This is a genomic window from Campylobacter sp. RM12654 (assembly GCF_020137585.1).
In the GTDB taxonomy this organism is placed as follows: domain Bacteria; phylum Campylobacterota; class Campylobacteria; order Campylobacterales; family Campylobacteraceae; genus Campylobacter_E.
The window spans coordinates 1-19,708 of record NZ_JACGAR010000017.1; the positions used below are offsets into that span (position 1 = coordinate 1).

At 28.2% G+C, this 19,708-nt stretch carries 19 protein-coding genes; 6 read left to right on the forward strand and 13 right to left on the reverse strand.

Going from position 1 to position 19,708, the window contains the following annotated elements; genetic code table 11:
* The 12 genes from AVBRAN12654_RS06550 to AVBRAN12654_RS06605 form a co-directional block, all read right to left on the reverse strand.
* A partial coding sequence (locus AVBRAN12654_RS06550) for a twin-arginine translocation signal domain-containing protein (RefSeq protein ID WP_336614170.1) occupies positions 1 to 270 on the reverse strand: 270 nt, incomplete at its 3' end.
* Positions 271 to 416: 146 nt separating this feature from the next.
* A complete protein-coding gene (locus tag AVBRAN12654_RS06555; protein WP_214118364.1) occupies positions 417 to 680 on the reverse strand; it encodes a FlhB-like flagellar biosynthesis protein in 264 nt (87 codons plus the stop codon).
* A complete protein-coding gene (locus AVBRAN12654_RS06560; RefSeq protein WP_336609721.1) occupies positions 677 to 2,599 on the reverse strand; it encodes a hypothetical protein in 1,923 nt (640 codons plus the stop codon). The genes AVBRAN12654_RS06555 and AVBRAN12654_RS06560 overlap by 4 nt, the downstream gene beginning before the upstream one ends.
* Entirely contained in the window at positions 2,592 to 3,788 is a 1,197-nt protein-coding gene (locus AVBRAN12654_RS06565; protein WP_214118368.1) for an MFS transporter, read from the reverse strand. The genes AVBRAN12654_RS06560 and AVBRAN12654_RS06565 overlap by 8 nt, the downstream gene beginning before the upstream one ends.
* Before the next feature lie 402 nt (positions 3,789 to 4,190).
* Positions 4,191 to 4,631 carry a copper resistance protein CopD gene (locus tag AVBRAN12654_RS06570; protein WP_214118371.1) on the reverse strand — a complete coding sequence of 147 codons (441 nt, stop codon included), beginning with the start codon at positions 4,629 to 4,631 and terminating at the stop codon, positions 4,191 to 4,193.
* A gap of 124 nt (positions 4,632 to 4,755) precedes the next feature.
* Complete coding sequence (locus AVBRAN12654_RS06575; protein WP_336614171.1) at positions 4,756 to 7,308, reverse strand: bifunctional aconitate hydratase 2/2-methylisocitrate dehydratase; 2,553 nt, start codon at positions 7,306 to 7,308, stop codon at positions 4,756 to 4,758.
* Positions 7,309 to 7,371: 63 nt separating this feature from the next.
* On the reverse strand, positions 7,372 to 9,222 hold the full coding sequence (locus AVBRAN12654_RS06580) for a primosomal protein N' (protein ID WP_336614172.1): 1,851 nt from the start codon (positions 9,220 to 9,222) through the stop codon (positions 7,372 to 7,374).
* Positions 9,222 to 9,851, reverse strand: a complete 630-nt coding sequence (locus AVBRAN12654_RS06585) for a type II secretion system protein (protein WP_336614173.1) — start codon at positions 9,849 to 9,851, stop codon at positions 9,222 to 9,224. The genes AVBRAN12654_RS06580 and AVBRAN12654_RS06585 overlap by 1 nt, the downstream gene beginning before the upstream one ends.
* Positions 9,838 to 10,374, reverse strand: a complete 537-nt coding sequence (locus AVBRAN12654_RS06590) for a prepilin-type N-terminal cleavage/methylation domain-containing protein (protein ID WP_336614174.1) — start codon at positions 10,372 to 10,374, stop codon at positions 9,838 to 9,840. Before AVBRAN12654_RS06590 ends, AVBRAN12654_RS06585 begins: the two co-directional genes overlap by 14 nt.
* A gap of 1 nt (position 10,375) precedes the next feature.
* Positions 10,376 to 10,873 (reverse strand): type II secretion system protein, encoded by a 498-nt coding sequence (locus AVBRAN12654_RS06595; RefSeq protein ID WP_336614175.1) that lies wholly within the window; start codon positions 10,871 to 10,873, stop codon positions 10,376 to 10,378.
* The gene (locus tag AVBRAN12654_RS06600; RefSeq protein WP_336614176.1) at positions 10,857 to 11,195 is read right to left on the reverse strand and encodes a hypothetical protein; all 339 of its coding nucleotides are present in this window, start codon (positions 11,193 to 11,195) and stop codon (positions 10,857 to 10,859) included. The genes AVBRAN12654_RS06595 and AVBRAN12654_RS06600 overlap by 17 nt, the downstream gene beginning before the upstream one ends.
* Entirely contained in the window at positions 11,179 to 11,412 is a 234-nt protein-coding gene (locus tag AVBRAN12654_RS06605; protein WP_214118384.1) for a hypothetical protein, read from the reverse strand. Before AVBRAN12654_RS06605 ends, AVBRAN12654_RS06600 begins: the two co-directional genes overlap by 17 nt.
* Positions 11,413 to 11,498: 86 nt before the next feature.
* Between AVBRAN12654_RS06605 and uvrB the strand changes: the two genes are divergently transcribed.
* The 5 genes from uvrB to AVBRAN12654_RS06630 all read left to right on the forward strand — a co-directional run bounded on the left by uvrB (position 11,499) and on the right by AVBRAN12654_RS06630 (position 17,231).
* Positions 11,499 to 13,466, forward strand: a complete 1,968-nt coding sequence (gene uvrB / locus AVBRAN12654_RS06610) for an excinuclease ABC subunit UvrB (RefSeq protein WP_336614177.1) — start codon at positions 11,499 to 11,501, stop codon at positions 13,464 to 13,466.
* 77 nt (positions 13,467 to 13,543) lie between these two features.
* Positions 13,544 to 14,644 carry an ABC transporter substrate-binding protein gene (locus AVBRAN12654_RS06615; RefSeq protein WP_214120343.1) on the forward strand — a complete coding sequence of 367 codons (1,101 nt, stop codon included), beginning with the start codon at positions 13,544 to 13,546 and terminating at the stop codon, positions 14,642 to 14,644.
* A gap of 6 nt (positions 14,645 to 14,650) precedes the next feature.
* The gene (locus AVBRAN12654_RS06620) at positions 14,651 to 15,700 is read left to right on the forward strand and encodes a FecCD family ABC transporter permease (protein ID WP_336612805.1); all 1,050 of its coding nucleotides are present in this window, start codon (positions 14,651 to 14,653) and stop codon (positions 15,698 to 15,700) included.
* A complete protein-coding gene (locus tag AVBRAN12654_RS06625) occupies positions 15,694 to 16,455 on the forward strand; it encodes an ABC transporter ATP-binding protein (protein ID WP_336614178.1) in 762 nt (253 codons plus the stop codon). The genes AVBRAN12654_RS06620 and AVBRAN12654_RS06625 overlap by 7 nt, the downstream gene beginning before the upstream one ends.
* Positions 16,452 to 17,231, forward strand: a complete 780-nt coding sequence (locus AVBRAN12654_RS06630; protein ID WP_336614179.1) for an ATP-grasp domain-containing protein — start codon at positions 16,452 to 16,454, stop codon at positions 17,229 to 17,231. Before AVBRAN12654_RS06625 ends, AVBRAN12654_RS06630 begins: the two co-directional genes overlap by 4 nt.
* Positions 17,232 to 17,242: 11 nt before the next feature.
* Here AVBRAN12654_RS06630 and AVBRAN12654_RS06635 read toward each other — a convergent pair whose 3' ends face one another.
* Positions 17,243 to 17,788, reverse strand: a complete 546-nt coding sequence (locus AVBRAN12654_RS06635; protein WP_214118397.1) for a gamma carbonic anhydrase family protein — start codon at positions 17,786 to 17,788, stop codon at positions 17,243 to 17,245.
* A 51-nt stretch (positions 17,789 to 17,839) separates the two neighbouring features.
* Between AVBRAN12654_RS06635 and AVBRAN12654_RS06640 the strand changes: the two genes are divergently transcribed.
* On the forward strand, positions 17,840 to 19,708 hold the full coding sequence (locus AVBRAN12654_RS06640; RefSeq protein ID WP_336614180.1) for a DUF1561 family protein: 1,869 nt from the start codon (positions 17,840 to 17,842) through the stop codon (positions 19,706 to 19,708).

The window sequence follows — 19,708 nt, forward strand, 5'->3', positions numbered from 1 at the left end:
GCTTGGGTTTTTAATTCTATCTGGAGCATAGGTTCTAGATAAAACTCCTTGTAATAATGTTGTAGGACACTCATCTTTTTCAAATGGTATTATGCTTTCTAATTTATTATTTTTAACAATAGGATAAAAAGCTCCAAAGTGCGTAGCACTAAATCCATCTACTGCACCTATTGGATCACCTGCTACAAAATCAACAGCACCTAAACTTGACGCACTAGCTGCTACTCCTGCTGCACCTTTTAAAAAGCTTCTACGAGATAACTTTTCCATAAATTCTCCTTTTAGTTTAAATAAAACTTAATTTTTTAAGTTATATAAAAATTATAATATTAAAATATGAAAATAAGTTAATGGAATAATTTTAAAAGCTTGATATTTATTAATTTAAATATTATTATAAATATTTAAAAAAATAATCATTTCATTTCTTTTGACATTCTATAAATGAATGAAAATACTTCGGCAACAGCCTTATACATTGCAGGTGGAATTTCTTCTCCTAATTCTAATTTGCTTAATACTTCACATAATTCTTCATCTTCTTTAATAGGAATATTATGCTCGTTAGCTAATTTTATAATTCTTTCGGCAATTTCTCCGCTACCTGTTGCCATTACTTTTGGAGCATTATTTTTATCTTTGTTATAGCCTAAGGCTAGGGCTTTTCTTATCTTACTCATACTTTTTTATTAAATCCTAAGTCTAATGTATATTCATCTTCGTATTTGCTTTCTCTTAATTTACTGATAAAGAAATTAGAAGTAATTAAACCAGCTTTTCTTAAATCTTTTTTAAAACCCCTTGCGTGATTGATTAAGATTTCTCTAAAATTATCATTTTCTATCATCATATTAATATCTAAATATTTATCTTGATTTAAACCAAGCATAATATTAATAGCTCCAAGTCTTTTAAATTTTAGCTTAATTTGTGCGTAAAATTTATCTTCGCTATCACTTTTAAAACTAATATTTGATTCATCTAAATCATCTAAAGAGTAGGGTAAATATGTATTTACTTCATTATTTGCAACTGATATTATTTGGTTTAATTCTATTTGATTTAATAGTTTTTGGCTCATATCATAGGCTACTTTATTATCTTTTGCTAAAGCTACTTTTGAAGTTTGAAGCAGTATTGATTTAGCATCGTTTGAAATGGAGTTGTTTATATGTTCTGCAGTTCTAGTTACAACCTGATTTATATCTTTTTTGGCTTGATTTAAGTGAGTTTTTAGGCTTTTTATTTCTTGAGTATTTATATAATTTTTAAAACTTTCTTCATTTTTTAAATTAGCACTTAGTAATTTTGTCAAACTTTCAATTTTATTTTGCAAACTCAAATTCTCGCTATTTAAAATAGAACTTATTGTATTGTTTTGATTGATTGCTTGTTTGATTTCTGGATTGTTTAACAATTTTAATTCTTGTTTAATATCTTGAGATTTTGTTATATCTTGTAAAGCTTTTAAATCACTTTTTATATCTTCACTTGATTTTTCTATAGGTTTTTCAGTAGCTTTTATTTTATCATCTGTGGTTTTAGAATTTAAATTATTGATTTTTTGATTTTCCTTATTTTCAAATTCTTTTGTTGTTTTTATTTCAATTTTATTAGTATCTTTAGTATAAATATCATTATTATTTTTTAGAATTTCTTTAATATTTTCAAGTTTGCTTAAAATATTATTCTCATTATTTGAAATTTTATAATTATTTTGCACATTTGATGGGTTGTTTATGATTTCTTTTGCTAGATTTTTTATGTTTTGAATATCAGCTTTTAAACTTGCTAATTTTGGTAATATACTTTTTACTTTATCGTTTTTAACCTCAATATTTATTAGGTTTTTTATTTCTTTATTGATTTTATCTTCTAATTTATTTGCTACTTCAATTAGTTTTAGTGGTTCGGTATTTTTTTGCAAATACGCTCTAGCGTTTTTTAATAATTCTAAAGTTTTTATAACAGGGGTAGTGGTTGATTTATTTTCTAATTTTTGATTTATAAAATTTTCTAATTTTTCAAGGGATTTTTCGGCACTCATTTGCTCTTGACCAAGTTTAAAAATCTCACTTTTTAAATCACTTGTTTTGATATTTTTCATAAATGAAATAAGCCTAAAAAAGCTTTGTGGTAAGGCTTGTTCGTTTAGATTAGCTCTTAGTTTGCTCTCTAAAAATACTCCTGAATTATTTAAAGCTTGAAATAAGGCTTTTGAATCTTGCATTTTGGTATTTAATAAATTATCAAGTTTATTTACAAATACTTCTAAATCCTTATCCTTGCTTAAAATTGCTTTTAATTCTTTAATATCTTGAGCAATATTTTTTGAAATATTTATGTTTTTTGCATTTTCGCCTAGTTGGTTTAAATCTTTACTTGATTTTATTCCATCAAGTAATTTATTTACGATTTTTTTAAGACCTAGCTCTAGTGTTTCATCTTCGCTTAAGGCTTCGTTTATTAATGAACTACCTTCTTTTAAGGGTTCTTTAATATCTTTTGTATCTTTTACATTGGGTTTTAAATTCCCTTGTTGCTTTAGCCCTAAATCACTATTTACTAAAGAATTTAAAGTCGTATTTATATTATTCATCGTTGCCTAAATGCACAAATTGACTTGGTTTTTGCTCAAATTCTATTCTATTTACAGCGTCAATTTTTGGTTGGGTAAGAGTAAAAATAGCTAAGAAAAACAATAAAACTATATAAACTAAAATATAAGCATTAGCTCCAAAATTACTTATCATAAAGCCTAAAATTATAGGAGATAAAACAGAGCTTGAAACATAAGCAAACATTAGCGTTCTTCCGATTTCAAGCATTTGCGAGCTTTCTTTTGCTCTATCACTAGCCCTTGCAAGTGCTAAAGCATATACACAAAAAAGACCCATTCCAAGGAAAAAGCATAAAATAAATATAGCAATTTTGTTACTTGCTAAAAAATATAGCCCTAAACTTGCAAAAAATGCAAGTATTACGCAAGATAAAATCGCTATTTTTCTACCATAAGTATCAGAAAATTTACCTATAAATAATTGTGCTATAAATCCGCCTAACATTGCTGTGAAAATTAGCAAAGATATATCTTGAATATTGTAATTTAATGCTAGAAAATATGTCTGAGACATAGAAAAAAATCCATTCATTAAAAAGCCACCAACAAATGCTGATATAAATGCTAATTTTGATACATTAAAAATATTTGGGATACTGATTTTACGCCTTTCTTTAAGGATAGGTTGTTTGATTTTTAACAAATTAAGCGGTAACGAACATAATAAAATCACTATAACAGCTATTATAAATACATTATTGTAATCTGGTTCAAAATATAACAATAATACTCCTATGGCAAAACCAGAATAAAATACTATTTCATAAATTGAAAGCATTCGTGAGCGAATTTCGTTTTTTGATTTTTGATTTATCCAAGATTCAATAATTACTAATAATGTATAGTATGAAAATCCTATTGTAAATCTTAAAATAGCCCAAAAATATATTTCTTTTGTAAATATATGCAAAATTGCAGCTATAGCAAATAGTGAAGTAAAAAAACCAAAACTTCTAATATGTCCTACTTTTTGAATTAGACTATGAGAAAAAAATGTACTAATTAATGCACCAAAATATATGCTTGAACTTACTAATCCTACATAAAATTCATCATATCCAAGATTTTTTAGTAGTATAGAATTTGAGCTTAGTAAAAAAGAATTTCCTACAAACAATAGCAAAGATGCAAATAATAATGCTCTTAAAGAGTTGATTGTTTTTATCATTTAAATATCCTTACTAATAATAAGTTTAAAATTATTACAAAAGAACTTGCAAAAAAAGCAATTATATTAAAAAGCTTATTATTAATTAATATTAATACGAGTATTATAAAAAAAACATAGGCTAAAAATTTATATATATTTATAAATATTTTATAATGTTTAATTGCTTTAAAATTCTCTTTAATTCCTTTTTTTGGTATATAAATAGGGTTTGTATTTTGTATAAAAAATCTAGGTGTATTAGCAATTTGGAATTTAGGTAATGATTTTTTAAGGCTTAAATAGCTTAGAAATGGAATTATTAAATTAGCATAAAATGCTAGTTGGATACTATAAAAAGCATCTAAACTAGCAAAGTATAAACATAAAGCTATATTAAAAAATATTAAAGATATTACTAATTTATACATAAAACATTAACTTAGCACAAAGCACAATAAGAATAGCTAGAGTTAATGCTAGTGGGTGTATTATTTTGTTTAAAGGATTTGGTTTTTTGATTACGAATTTGAAAATTAAACTAATAGCTACCATTATAAAAATTAAGCTTGCAAAAGCAACTTTTAGCATAAAAATTTTCTGAAATGTAGTGTCAAAAAAGCCAATCTCGCTACCAACCCATCTACTCATCATCATACCGCCTGTAAGTATTAATAATACTACACAAATTGGCATAATCTTAATAGCTCTTTTAGTTATGCTTTCTTGAATTTGTTGTGCTAATTCTTGGCTTAGATTTTTCTTAGCACGACTAAATATAACAACATCAAAAAACAAATAACCAACAAAAATAATCGCACAAAAAATGTGAATAATAAGTGCAAATGGATATAAACTTTCCATAAAAATCCTTTCATAATATTTTTAAATGAGATTATATTTGTCTTTTTTGTTTGTTTTATTGATTTAGCTTAATTATTATAAAAGTTTATTAATAAATTGTTCTAGGGCAAAATGCCCTAGATTATTAATCTACTTTAAAGTTTTCAATTTCATTGAAGTTTAGATATTTGTAGATATTAGCTTTTTTGCTATCGCTTATTTTATCATTTACTAATTCTAAATATTCGCTTGGGTTTGGTAAGCGACCAAGTAAAGCACAAACAGCAGCTAATTCAGCGCTACCTAAATAAACTTGAGCGCCTATACCCATTCTGTTATCAAAGTTTCTTGTGCTTGTACTAAACACAACAGCTCCATCATTTACACGAGCTTGGTTACCCATACATAAGCTACATCCTGGAACTTCAATTCTAGCACCTGCTGCACCATAAATTGAATAATATCCTTCTTTTGTTAGTTGAGCTTTATCCATTTTTGTTGGAGGTGCTACCCATAGACGAGTTTTAAGCATACCTTTACCTTTAATAACTTCTCCTAAAGCTCTATAATGTCCTATATTTGTCATACAAGAACCAACAAATACTTCATCAATATTTTGTGGGCGTTTGCTATCTGCTAATACTTCACTAAGAGTTGCTACATCATCAGGGTCGTTTGGACAAGCTAGGATAGGTTCTTTTATAGTATTTAAATCTATTTCAAAAATATGCTCATAACTAGCGTCTTTATCAGCTCTTAATAATGTAGGATTATTAAGCCATTCTTGCATTCTAGCTTTTCTTCTTAAAAGTGTATTTTTATCTTCATATCCAGCTTCAATCATGGCATCAATTAAGCTTATATTAGAAGTTAAATATTCAGCTATGCTTTCTTTACTTAAATTAACACAACATGCAGCTGCACTTCTTTCAGCACTTGCGTCGCTTAATTCAAATGCTTGTTCTACTTTTAGATTTTCTAAGCCTTCAATTTCTAAAACTTTACCAGCAAAAATATTCTTTTTGCCTTTTTTCTCAACCGTTAAATAACCTTCTTTTATAGCTACATAAGGAATTGCATTTACTAAATCTCTTAATGTAACACCAGGTTGTAATTCGCCTTTAAAACGAACTAAAATACTCTCAGGCACATTAAGTGGCATAGCACCTGTTACAGCAGCAAATGCTACAAGTCCTGAACCTGCAGGAAAACTAATACCTATTGGAAATCTTGTATGTGAATCAGCTCCAGTTCCAACTTCATCAGGCATAGCAAAACGATTTAGCCAACTATGAATTACCCCATCACCTGGTTTAAGTGAAACCCCACCTCTTGAACTCATAAAATGTGGTAATGTTGTGTGTGTTGTTACATCGCTTGATTTAGGATATGCTGCTGTATGGCAAAAACTTTGTAATACAAAATCAGCATTAAATCCTAAGCTAGCAAGTTCTTTAATCTCATCTCTTGTCATTGGTCCTGTTGTATCTTGACTACCAACTGTTGTAGTTTTTGGCTCTATATACATTCCAGGAACAACGCCTTCTAAACCACAAGCACGACCTAACATTTTTTGAGCTAATGTATAACCTTTAACTTTTACTTCAGGTTGAGATGGTTTTTCAAATATTTCTTCTTTTGGCATACCTAAAACATCTCTAGCTTTAGCACATAATCCACGACCTACGATTAGTGGAATTCTGCCACCTGCACGAACTTCGTCTAAAAGAGTATTTGGATTTATTTCAAAAGTTGAAACAACTTTACCATCTTTTTTAATTTGTCCGTTTGCAATATCAACAACAAATCTATCTCCCATTTCAAGATTTGTAACATCACAAACTATTGGTAAAGCACCACTATCTTGAGCGGTATTGAAAAAAATTGGAGCAATAGTTTGTCCTAAAATCACACCGCCTGTGCGTTTATTTGGAACTCCTTTTATATCTTCACCTATGTGCCATTGAACTGAATTTATTGCTGATTTACGGCTTGAGCCAGTTCCTACAACATCACCTACATAAGCTACTTGAATGCCAGATTTTTTAAGTTCTTCTATTTTTTCAATACTACCTGGTTGTCTTCTAACTAGCATTGCTTGTGCGTGTAAAGGAATATCACTTCTAGTAAATGCTTCACTTGCTGGACTTAAATCATCTGTATTTGTTTCTCCATTTACTTTAAAGCATATACATTCAATTTCAGATGCTACTTCAGGTCTTTTAATAAACCATTCTGCATTAGCCCAACTTGTTAGAACTTTGGTTGCGAATTTATTTCCTTTTTTATGTAATTCAGCAACTTTATCAAAACCATCATGAACGAAAATAATATTAGTTAAAGCATTTGCAGCAAGCTCTGCAATTTCATTGTTTTCTAAAGCTTTAAGTAATACTCTTACATTATAACCTCCAAGCATTGTGCTTAGCATTGATATTGCTTCAGATTTATTTATACAGGTACATTTACTATTGTTAAATAGTATTTTTTCTAAGAAATCACATTTAATAAGCGCAGAATCATCAACACCAACACCAACACGATTAGCTAATAAATCTTTTAATTTTTCGCTATTTTTATCGTTGTTTTCCAAAAGCTCACATAATTGTTTTGTCTGAGCTACATTTAAAACCAATGCAGGGACATTAAGAGCAGCACGCTCTTCAACTAATTTTTGGTATTCTTCTAAAAATGCCATATTAACTCCTTTAAAATTTTTAAAAAGATTATAAATGCTTTAGATAATAAAAAAGTAGTTTTGTCAAGAAAAATGTATAGGGTCTATATCAATTGTTACTTTTTGTAACTGTTTGTAGTGCAAGGCTAGGTTACTTAGTAACATTTTTTTATTTGAACGGAGCAAAATATAATATCTATAATTATTGTTAATTTTTTCTATAGCACATTTTCCATAGCCTATTATTTCATAATCATTATCGTTTTCTTTACTATTTTTTAAATGATTTGCCAAGTCTTCACATAAATTACTTGCTTCTATTTCGTTTTTTGATGCAATAATTAATCTTAATAGTCTTTTAAATGGTGGATAATTAGTTCTAAAAAATTTCTCATCTTCTAAAAATTCATCATAATTTTGTAAATATTTTTCAAAAAAATCTTTATTTTGAGTATTTATTAACACTTTAGCTTTTTTGCCTCTTCCTGCACGACCAGCTACTTGAATAGCAAGGGCAAGTGTATTTTCACGAGCTTTATAATCAGGATAGAATAAATATTCATCAAGTCCTAAAATAGCACAAAATGTAACATTTTTATAATCGTGTCCTTTTGATATTAGTTGAGTTCCTACTAAAATATCTATATTTCCTAATTCAAATTCTTCTAGTATTTCTTTAAGTTTAGTTGCCGAGCTTAATTCATCGCTATCTAATTTTGCAATATTTGCATTAGGTAAAGCCTTTTTTAATTCTTCGCATAATTGAGCTGTTCCTATTATTTTGCTTTCTAATATTTCGCTACCACAATTATCGCAAGTATTTTTTAAATACTCTTTTTTACCACAATAATGGCATTTATATGTTTTATTATGTAAACTCATTGCCACAGAGCAATTAGGACAAACTTTTCTTGAATTACAATCCTTGCATACAACTTGACGATAATTACCACGCACTGGCAAAAATATCATACTTTGCTCTTTTTTATTTAAATTATCTTCTAATAAATCAAGTAAATTAGAGCTAGGTGTCTCAAGACTATCGTCAAAAAGAATTTCTTTTTCGCTTTGAAAATATGTGCCTTTTAATCTAAATTTATTTATATTTTGATTATAAAAACTTTGAAGACTTGGTGTTGCAGAGCCTAAAATGATTTTTGCATTTGTAATACTTGCTAGATAAATTGCCAAATCTCTTGCGTTATAACATGGATATTTTGAAGATTTATACGAATTATCGTGTTCTTCATCTACGATAATTAATCCTAAATTACTAAAAGGTAAAAAAAGTGCTGACCTAGCACCAATTACTAAAGGCTTATTTCCTAATTCAAATTCTATTAAATCTTTTTGTTTTTTAGCCTTAGTAATTTTGCTATGCCAAGTAATGAATAAATCTTTAAAATATACTTTCATTCTTTTTTGCATTTGTGGAGTTAGGCTGATTTCTGGCATTAAAAACAATGCTTGTTTTCCTTCATTAAGGCATTCTTGAATTAATTTTGCATATATTTCAGTTTTTCCACTTCCTGTATCTCCAAAAACCAAATTCATTTTATTATTTTGTAAACTATTTAGACACAAAAGTTGTTTTTCATTTAGTTGTAAATTTATATTTATATTTAAATTATTTTTAGTATTAGATATATTTTTGCTTAGTATAAAACTATCAAGACATAAAGATATATTAGCAGCGTAATATTTACTCATAAATTCTGCTAATTTCATTTGATTATCAGTTAGAAATTCATTGAAAATACTTATTATTTGTTTGGTGTTAAAAGTTGGCTTTTCACATTTATTAATAACAATTGCAAGACAATTTTTATTATGTAATTTTACTTCAACCTTTGAAAATGGTTTAATTTCTTCATCACTTTCATAGGTTAAAGTTTCTAAATTATGTCCTAAAATCGCTACTTTGTAATAATTCATCAAGAAGCTTTTTTGATACAAGGAATCATATTTTTAATTGAATCAATTCTTTTCTTATTACACTTATTACATACTGCTTCTACGCATATTAATTCTGATTTTATACTTCTATAAATAAATTTATAATATATATTAGAATTAAATGTGTATCTATATAGTTCCATTTTCTCATTTTCTATAAGATTACTATCTTTCTTTTCTTTATCTAAGTAATCTTGAAAATCTTTATCTGGTTTATAAGCTGGGTTATATAAATCAGTCCAAGCAGAGTATGCTTTATCGCTTGTAGCTATTGTTCTTGCTAAAAAAAGCCAACCTTTATTCTCATCTCCTCTATCTAAGCCATCTTTAAATAAAGCTGTAAAAATTTTATCAGGTTCAATTGGTTTTCCAGAAGAATTTAAATTATCCAAAGTTTCAAAACTTGATACTTGTCCTACCATTACATTTTTTAGTAGTTGAGCGTTAATTTTGCCATTAATACCTTCAATTTCTGATTTTAAGCTAGCTATATCAGATTTAAATTTTAAATCAAAAAAATTAGGTAAAGCTACAGCCGATAATATCCCGATAATAACTATCGCAAATATTAACTCTATCATAGTAAAGGCTTTTTTATTTGCTTTCATATCCTGTTTCACCTATATCTTTACAAGGAAGAGCACAAGTTTTAGCTAAGCAAATCTGCTTATTTGCATCATTAAAATTATTTAAACATTTAAAAGTACCATCTTGTTTGTTGTATTGAAAAACATAGCCTTTTTTAGAATTGGTAGTATAAAATATAAAAGTCTGATTATTAATATCTTTATGGGCTTGTGTCCAAGCATCCCACATACCTTGTGTTGAACCTTTTTTTACTGGATTTTTAATTACTGCACCAAAAAATTCCTTAGCACCATTGCACGAAATCCCACTATCTTTAGAGGTATTTAAACATAAGCCTTCTGGATATTTTGAAGTGCCATCTGTATAAAGACTATTTTGCTTATATTGTCCTATACCTGAACGAATTAGAGCTAGTGTTTCTTTTAATTTTAATATTTGTGCATCATCACGACCTACAAATAATTTAGGAATAGCAACGCCAGCTAATATACCAATAATCACTATTACAAATATAATTTCCATCATACTCATAGCTTTTTTCATCTTATTCTCCTAAGTCTTTACAAGGTAAAGCACAAGTGTTTGCAGCACACTTACTATGTGAATTTATACACTTAAAAGTTCCATTTTCTTTATCATATTCAAACAAATAACCTTTTTGAATATTTTTCTTGATTTTATATAAAAATATTGGTTTGGTTAAAGAATTAGTCCAGCCAATCCAATTTACATTAGCTACTGGAGGTGTTTGCATAACTACTTGAAAAATTAATCTGTTTTTATTTAAAGAATCTGTACAACTATCAATATTTCCACTTGAATTATAACATAATCCATCTGGATAATCCTTGCTACCTGTTTCTATATACTTAGCTCCAGCGTAGGCTTCAATACCTTTTCTAATAGCTTCAACTTGCTCTTTTAATTGCACTATATGTGCTGTGTCTTTATTAGCCATCATTTTAGGAATTGCAATTCCTGCTAATATTCCTATAACAGCAATAGCAAAAATCATTTCTATCATACTAAATGCTTTTTTCATCTATTTTTCCTTTATTGTCAAGAATATTTATAATATTTATCAAATAATCGTTTTGTTTTTGTAACTCTGATTTAAGATTTAAATTCTCTTCTTTAAGTTTTAAATTCTCTTTTTGTATTTTTTCAAATTCTTGCACTAATTGAAAGTGTGAGTAACTTTTTTTAAGATATAAATTAATAAATTGTGGTATTTCTATATTTTTTGTAGGATTTTTTAGCTTATTTATATCATCATTTAAATAAGCTAAAAATTCTTTAGATGGAACATTAAAATTATAGCCCCTAGCTCCTAAGGTTATCGTAAATTTAGTTGTTGTTTCCAAGCACTTGCTCTATTGCTTTTAAGGTTTCTTCTTCAATTAGATTTTTATTTAATAACTCTTCTTCTAATTTACTAATTTCATATGATTGTGCTTCACATTTAGCTTTTGCTTGAGTTAATTCATTCATAAGTCTTTCGTTTTCGCTTACTAAATATTTATATTTTTCCATTAATTCTACTATTTTATTACTTAGTGTGCTTGTTATGTTATCGCTCATTTTGTTTATCCTTAATCAAATTTTAAAGCTGTGATTTTAATTATTTATAGTTAATATAATAATAAAAATTATTTTTTAGGATTAAAATGTTTGAGTTAATTAGTAATTATAAACCATCACCTGACCAAGCACAAGCAATAGAAAAAATTGTAAATGGTGTAAAAAATGGACAAAAATATCAAACTCTTTTAGGAGTTACAGGCTCGGGTAAAACCTTTACAATGGCAAATGTGATCAATGAACTTAAAATGCCTACTTTAATAATGAGCCATAATAAATCACTTTGCGCTCAGCTTTATAGCGAATTTAAAGGCTTTTTTGCGAATAATCATGTGGAGTATTTCATAAGCTATTATGATTATTATCAACCTGAAGCTTATATTCCTAGAACTGATACATTTATAGAAAAAGATAGCTCGGTTAATAATGATTTAGAAAGGCTTCGTTTAAGCTCAACTGCTTCGCTTTTAGCATACGATGATTGCGTTTGTATTGCAAGTGTAAGTGCTAATTATGGATTAGGAAATCCTGCTGAATATATTGATATGGTAGAGTTTTTTAAAGTAGGCAAATGCTATAAACAAAAAGAATTATTACTTCATTTAGTAGCTATGGGATATATTAGAAATGATGCGTTTTTTGATAGGGGGAATTTCCGTGTAAATGGGGATATTATAGATATTTATCCAGCTTATTATGAAGATGATGCAATTCGCTTAGAATTTTTTGATGATGAATTAGAAAAAATTTATACTTTTAATACTTTTGATAATAAAAAAATAAAAGATTTAAATAAATTTACACTTTATGCTGCAAATCAATTTATAGTCGCTACTCCAACGCTTAAAAGAGCTTGTAAAGATATTAAAAATGAGCTTGATGAAAGGTTAGAATATTTTAAAAAACAAGGCAAATTATTAGAAGCACAACGCTTAGAACAGCGAGTTGAATTTGATTTAGAAATGCTAGAAACTACAGGAATGACTAAAGGAATAGAAAATTATTCAAGACATTTAAGTGGGCTTAATGCAGGAGAAACTCCTTATACTTTATTTGATTATTTTAAAATAAAACAAAAGCCATTTTTAGTAATTGTAGATGAAAGCCATGTTAGTTTGCCACAATTTAGGGGAATGTTTGCAGGCGATAGAGCTAGAAAAGAAGTGCTAGTTGAATACGGCTTTAGATTGCCAAGTGCTTTAGATAATAGACCATTACAATTTGATGAGTTTATTAATAAAGATTGCTTTTTTTTATTTGTAAGTGCAACTCCTGCTGAATTAGAGCTTGAGCTTAGTGGTGAGTGTGTTTATCAGCAAATTATGCGTCCAACAGGACTGCTTGACCCTGAAATTAGCATAATTGATAGCGAAAACCAAATAGAGCATTTATATGATGAGATTAAAAAGGTGATTGCAAGAAATGAGCGTGTATTAATCACAACACTTACAAAAAAAATGGCAGAAGAATTGCAAAGATACTACACAGAATTAGGGATAAAATGTAAATATATGCATTCTGATATTGATGCAATTGAGCGAAATGAATTAATAATTGGTCTTAGAAATGCAGATTTTGATGTGCTAATTGGAATTAACTTGCTTCGTGAAGGACTTGACTTACCTGAAGTTAGTCTTATAGCTATTTTAGACGCTGATAAGGAAGGCTTTTTACGCTCAACTACGAGTTTAATTCAAACAATGGGAAGAGCAGCCAGAAATGTCAATGGAAAAGTAATTTTATATGCTAAAAAAATTACAAAATCAATGCAAGAAGCAATAGATATTACGAGTGAGCGAAGAAGCTTGCAACAAGCTTATAATAAATTGCACAAAATTACTCCAAGAAGTGTTGAGCGAAAATTAGAAAAGACTTTAAAACAAAACGAAGATAATGTTTCTATAAAAAAATCAAAAATAGAAAAAATGCCAGCAAACGAGCGAGCAAAATTAGTAAATGAATTAAGAGAAAAAATGCACCTAGCAGCAAAAGAGCTTGATTTTGAACAAGCAGCGTTTTATAGAGATGAGATTAAAAAACTAAGAAGTATTTAAAATTTTAAAATTAATAATTATTATTAATATTTTTTATTTAAAATATTAGTTCTTATTATCATTATTAAGGAGAACTAATGTTTAAAGGCTTATTAAAAAGCTTAGTTGTGGCGAGTGTTTTATGTGTTGGTGCTAATGCTAAAGTGGAAGTAATTAAAGATGTTTTAGATAGAGAAGTTAAGGTTGATTTGCCTGCTAAAAGAATAGTTCTTGGATTTTACTATACTGACTTTTTAGCAGTAGGTGGTAAGGACGCTTTAAAAAATGTAGTAGGATTTTCTAAGGAAGTTTGGACTGGTTGGACTCCTGCTAGCTGGGACGCTTATATTAAAGTCTTACCGGAGTTAAATAATATAGCTGATGTTGGAGAAGTTGAGCTAAGTACATTTTCGGTTGAAAAGGTATTATCTTTAAAACCTGATTTATTAGTATTAGCTGATTGGCAATATGAGATGATAAAAGACCAGCTTGAACCAATTAATAAAGCAAATATTCCTATTGTAATACTTGATTACAACCGCGAAAGTGTTGAAAGACACATAAGAAGCACCGAAGTTATAGGAAAAATTACAAACAACGAAGCAAGAGCAAATGAGCTTATAAGTTTTTATAAAGGCATAATTGATGATGTGCAAGAAAGAATTAAAAAAGCAAATCTTAAAAAGCCAAAAATTTATATAGAATTTGGAAATCTTGGTCCAAAAGAGCATAGTTATACTTTTGGTAAAGATATGTGGGGTGCTTTAATTGACCTTGCAGGTGGGGATAATATAGCAGCACCACTTGTAGAAAAATGGATGCCAATTCATCCTGAAGAAGTTTTAGCAAGTAAGCCTGATGTAATAATAATTGCTGGTCGTGAAACTGAACTTAAGAAAAATCCAGAAGCTATGGTAATGGGTATTGGAATTAATGAAGAAGAAGCAAATAAAAGGCTAAATGGTTTTAAAACTAGAGCAGGTTGGGATAGTTTGCCAGCTATAAAAGATAATAGACTTTTTGCAGTATATCAAGGAGCTAGTAGAACACTAGTTGATGCTTCTATGGTGCAATTTATTGCTAAAGCTTTATATCCTGATTTATTCAAAGATATAGACCCTATTAAAACTTATATTGATTATCACAAAAAATATCTTCCGATAATTCCAACAGGTTCTTTTGGTATCCAAGCTAAGTGATAAAAGATGAATTTAAGTAAAGAAATAATCGCTCATAGAAAATATGAGCGAAAAAAATTTGTAATTATTGTATTTTTTATATTTTTGGGTATTTTGGGTTTTGTGTGTGATATAGCTGTAGGTCCATCTATGATAAGTCCTATTGAAGTTGTAAAATCAATTTTAAAAGCGTTTTTTATTGATATTGAAGTTGATAATACATCGTATATAATCACACATTCATTAAGATTACCTATGGCTGTTATGGCTTTAGTTGTGGGTGCTGCTTTAGGTTATGGTGGAGCATTAATTCAAACTTTACTTAACAATCCTATGGCAAGTCCATATACTTTAGGACTAGCTGCTGCGGCTGGTTTTGGAGCTTCACTTGTGATTGCATTTGGATTTGCAGGAATTAGTCTTTATTTTGCTGTTCCACTTGGTGCATTTACTATGACTATGGTTTGTTCTAGTGTTTTGTTTTTGTTTGCAAAATCAAGAGCTTTTAGTTCTGAAATGTTAATTTTAGTAGGTATTGCGCTTTTATTTTTATTTCAATCATTATTATCCTTAGTTCAATACATAAGTGCGCCTGAAATTTCTCAACAAATTGTTTTTTGGCTTTTTGGCTCACTTCAAAAATCAAATTGGACTAATGTAATTATAGTTGGAGTGGTTACGATTATTTGTGTTATTTTACTTATAAAGGATAGTTGGGCGTTGTGTGCTTTTAGATTAGGTGAAAATAGGGCTGAAGTTTTGGGCGTTAATTTATCTTATCTTAGATTTAAAGCATTGCTAATTGTATCAATTATGAGTGCAACGGCTATTTCTTTTGTAGGAGTTATTGGATTTATTGGGCTTGTATCTCCTTATATAGCTAGAATGCTTGTAGGAGAAGACCAAAGATTTTATATGCTTACATCTATGTTAATTGGTGCTGTATTTTTAAGTTTTTCTTCTGTGATTTCAAAGATTATAGTAATAGGGACTTTATTTCCTATTGGAATTGTTACTTCTTTTGTTGGAGTGCCATTTTTCTTTTTTATAGTTTATAGTAGGAGAAGGGTATGCTAATCTTAAAAGATGTAAATGTTAAAAGAGCTAATAATTTAATATTAGATAAAATCAATTTAGAATTTGAAAATGGAAAAATATATGCAATAATAGGTGCAAATGGCGCTGGTAAAAGTTCGCTTTTAGATGCTATTTTTGGCAGAGTAAAAGCAGATGGAAAAATTAGTTTAGATGATTTTATTTTAAATAAAAAAACTTATAAATCTTGGCAAAACAATATTGCTTATATGTTGCAAGATTTTAATTCTAATGCAAATCTTAGTGCTTTAGAAGTAGTTTTGCTTGGAAAATTAAAAAAATTAGGGCTTTTTATAAAAGATGAAGAATTAGAATTTGCATTGAATATAATGAAAGGTTTAAATATTAATCATTTAGCTAATAAAAATATAAACGCACTTTCAGGCGGACAAAGGCAGATGATAAGTTTTGCTCAAGTGTTAGCAAAAGAGCCAAAAGCATTATTACTTGATGAGCCTGTGAGTGCTTTAGATTTGCATTATCAATGCTTATTGCTTGAAGCTTTACAAAAGCAAACCTATACTAAAAACTTAATTAGTATTGTTGTTTTGCACGATTTAAATTTAGCTTCAAGGTTTTGCGATGAGCTTATAGTTTTACATAAAAATTTAGTTTATCAAAAAGGTTTAGCAAATGACATTATCACAAAGCAAATGTTAAAAGATTTATATGATGTAAATGTAAATGTTTTAGCTGATGAAAATAAGCCTTTAATATCACTTTTAGGAACAAAATGAAAATTTATATAGCAATGCAAGATATTTATAAAGAGGGCTCTATAGGTCTTAGAATACTTAAAAATGAGTTTTTGAGCTTGGGTTTTGAGTGTGAGTTTTTTGTGTGGCAAGAGTATGAGAATTTAAAAGATTGTGTTATTTTGCCACTTGGTGTTTGGGATTATTCTCTTAAAGTAGATGAGTTTTTGAGATTTTTAGATTTTTGTGAGTTAAATAATATTATTTTGATAAATAATACAAAATTAATTAGAAAAAACTTAGATAAATCATATTTACTAGATATAAAAGACGCTGTAAAATCTAATATTGTAGATATTAAAGATATAAAATTAAAACCAAATCAAATCATAAAACCCTTAATAGGTCAAAGCGGAAATGGTGTGGCAAGGTTTAATGATGATATTAATTTACAATTTTATAAAGATAAAGCCTTAATTCAAGAATACATTAATCACGATAGCGAAGCTTGTTTGGTATTTTTTGAAGGAGCATATCAATATAGTATTTTAAGAACTAAAAATAATGATTTTAGAGCAAACTATAATTATGGTGTAAAAATAGATGATTTTAATCCAAGCGATGAGCTTATATCTTTAGCTAGCAAATATATTCCAAAAGATAGCTTTTATGCAAGGTGTGATGTGTTTTTGGCTGATAGGCTTTATATAAATGAAATTGAATGTATTGAACCTGCTTTGTATTTTGATAAAAAGCCAGAGTTTGCAAGTATTTTTGCAAATAAAATAAAAAAATATTTAAATTCCTTAAAAATTTAAGGAATTTGATTTTAAGAATTTTCCAGATATTTTTTACTAACTTCTGCATATTCTAAAGCTTGGTTTTTAATAGCTTTTATTTCTTCATTGCTTAATTCTCTAACAACTTTTGCAGGACTTCCTTGAATTAATGAATTTGGTGGAAAAACTTTATTTTTAGTTACTAATGAATTTGCACCTATTATTGAGTTTTCATTAATAACTGCTCCATCCATAATCACACTTCCCATTCCTACTAATACATTGGAATTTATCGTGCAAGCGTGGATTATAGAGTTATGTCCAATGGTTACAAAATCCTTTATTATGCAAGGTGTTTTAGGGCTAATCTCAACTCCTAGTTCATCATATAAAGCTCTTGCTACATGAATTGTAGAATTATCTTGGATATTTGTGTATTTTCCTATTTTTATATTAGCTACATCTGCACGAATAACTGCATTAAACCATATTGATGAATATTCATCAATTGTAGTATCTCCAATGATTTTAGCTCCATTTGCTACAAAAACTGATTTATTTAAATTAGGATAAAAACTATCGTATTTAACTAACATTTGCTTTCCTTAATAATAATTTTTATTATATGATATAAAAAAGGAGAAAATATGAAGAAAATATTAGTTGTATTTTTATTAAATATAATACTTTTTGCTGATTCTATTACTCAACATAAGGCTGATAAAATTCAAGATTCAAGACTATTTGTTCAATCACACGATGGAAAATTATTTTGTCTTAGCCCTAAGTTAGCTGATGGAAGATTGCTAGTAGGTATGCAAGATTGTAAGAACTCAAGTATCACAAGATATGATGTATATAAAAGACTTGCTTTTAGATATAATGATAGCTGGGTTTGTGCGTCGCTTGGGGATAGAATGAAAAATGGCAAGATGGGGAGTGATTATGTAGAACTTCGCCCTTGTGTATTAAACGATAAATCTCAATGGTTTGATATTAATAATGATGCTTTTAGCTTAAAAGCATTTTCAAATATGAAAATTACAGAAAAAAACTTCTTATTAGTGGCTACTAAAAATAATTTTGGTAATAAAATAAAAATTTTTGAAGGCGTTATGAAAGAATGGCTTGAAGCTATTGCGCCACCTGTAAATTATGCTTTAAAAACACCAATATATTTTTATGTAGAAAATAGAACAAGTGGAGTTAGAACTAAGTATTATTTGGGTAAAAATAATGCAAATAAAAATAATCCAACTAATTTTTATTATGATTTTAGTTCAGGTAAAATTGCTTTATATAACAATGGTAATTTTGAATGTTTAAAGACCAATTTATCTAATTTAAATGCTAGTTATTTAAGATTTGAGAAATGTAATTTTGAAGATAGAGAGAATGATTTTTATTGGAATTTAAATCTATTTGATGGTTCTTTTATAGTGGATAATAAAAATAATATTTTAGAAGTTGCAAGGGGTAGTGATTTAGGAAGATTATTTGTTGTTACAAAAGATTATTATAAAATTAATCTTGCGGGAAGTTCTTTAAAGAATACTCAATTTTTCTTTGATAGTAGTGTGTATGATTTATGGAATTTTAATTATAGAAATGCGGGATTTAATTCGCACAAATGTGGAAATGAAAGAAGAGTAAAAAGAGATTTAAATTTCTTTAACTTAGCTAATTTTAATGTTTTAGATGAGAATTGGATAAGAAGACTTTATGCGATAACAAGAACAAGTGATAGTAGTAATGATGCTAGTGGAATTTGTGGAATTTGTATGCTGCAAACTTTTGAAATAGTATCTTTATTAACTCAAGTATATCCATATAATCCTGATTTAGCACTTGATAATAATGGTTATTTATTTGATTATAGCGAGCATAGAAGTCCTTTTATATCTTTTCAAAGAAGAAATCCAGCATTATATAATCTAATGCAAGGAGCTTTTAACTTTTGGGGAAATGAGTTGGTATTCGGAGAGCCAATTTATCATAGAGGAGTTAGGGCGATTTGGGCTTTAACTAGAAATATATTGCCAAGATTTGATTGGAGTTTAAGTTCAGTTTATACTGGAGATGATATTGGTAGAGAATTAATAAGACTTACCCGCTCTCCTGCTGGTTCTTTATATATAGCTTTAGTAAGCCTTAGTAATGGTAGAGCTCACGCTATTCCTATAGTTATTACAAATCACGGGGTTGTGGTAATTCCAACAAATAATGAAAATATAAGCGAAGAAGAATATTTAGAATTAGTAAGACCTGCTAATAATTTAAGAAGCTTAGAGCTTTCTGTTACGGCAAATGGAAGATATCAAATAGAGGCATTAACTTTAATTGGTTTAGTTGGAAATAGAGATAATGTATTAGGAGAATACTTAAATCAGTTTGATTGCACTGGAGATGGTAGTTTTAGAAGGGGTAATGGTAATTTCTTAAATCCAAATAATGCAAATACTTGCAATAATGGAAGATGTGAATTAATGGAAATTGATTTTATGTTTAGCAATTAA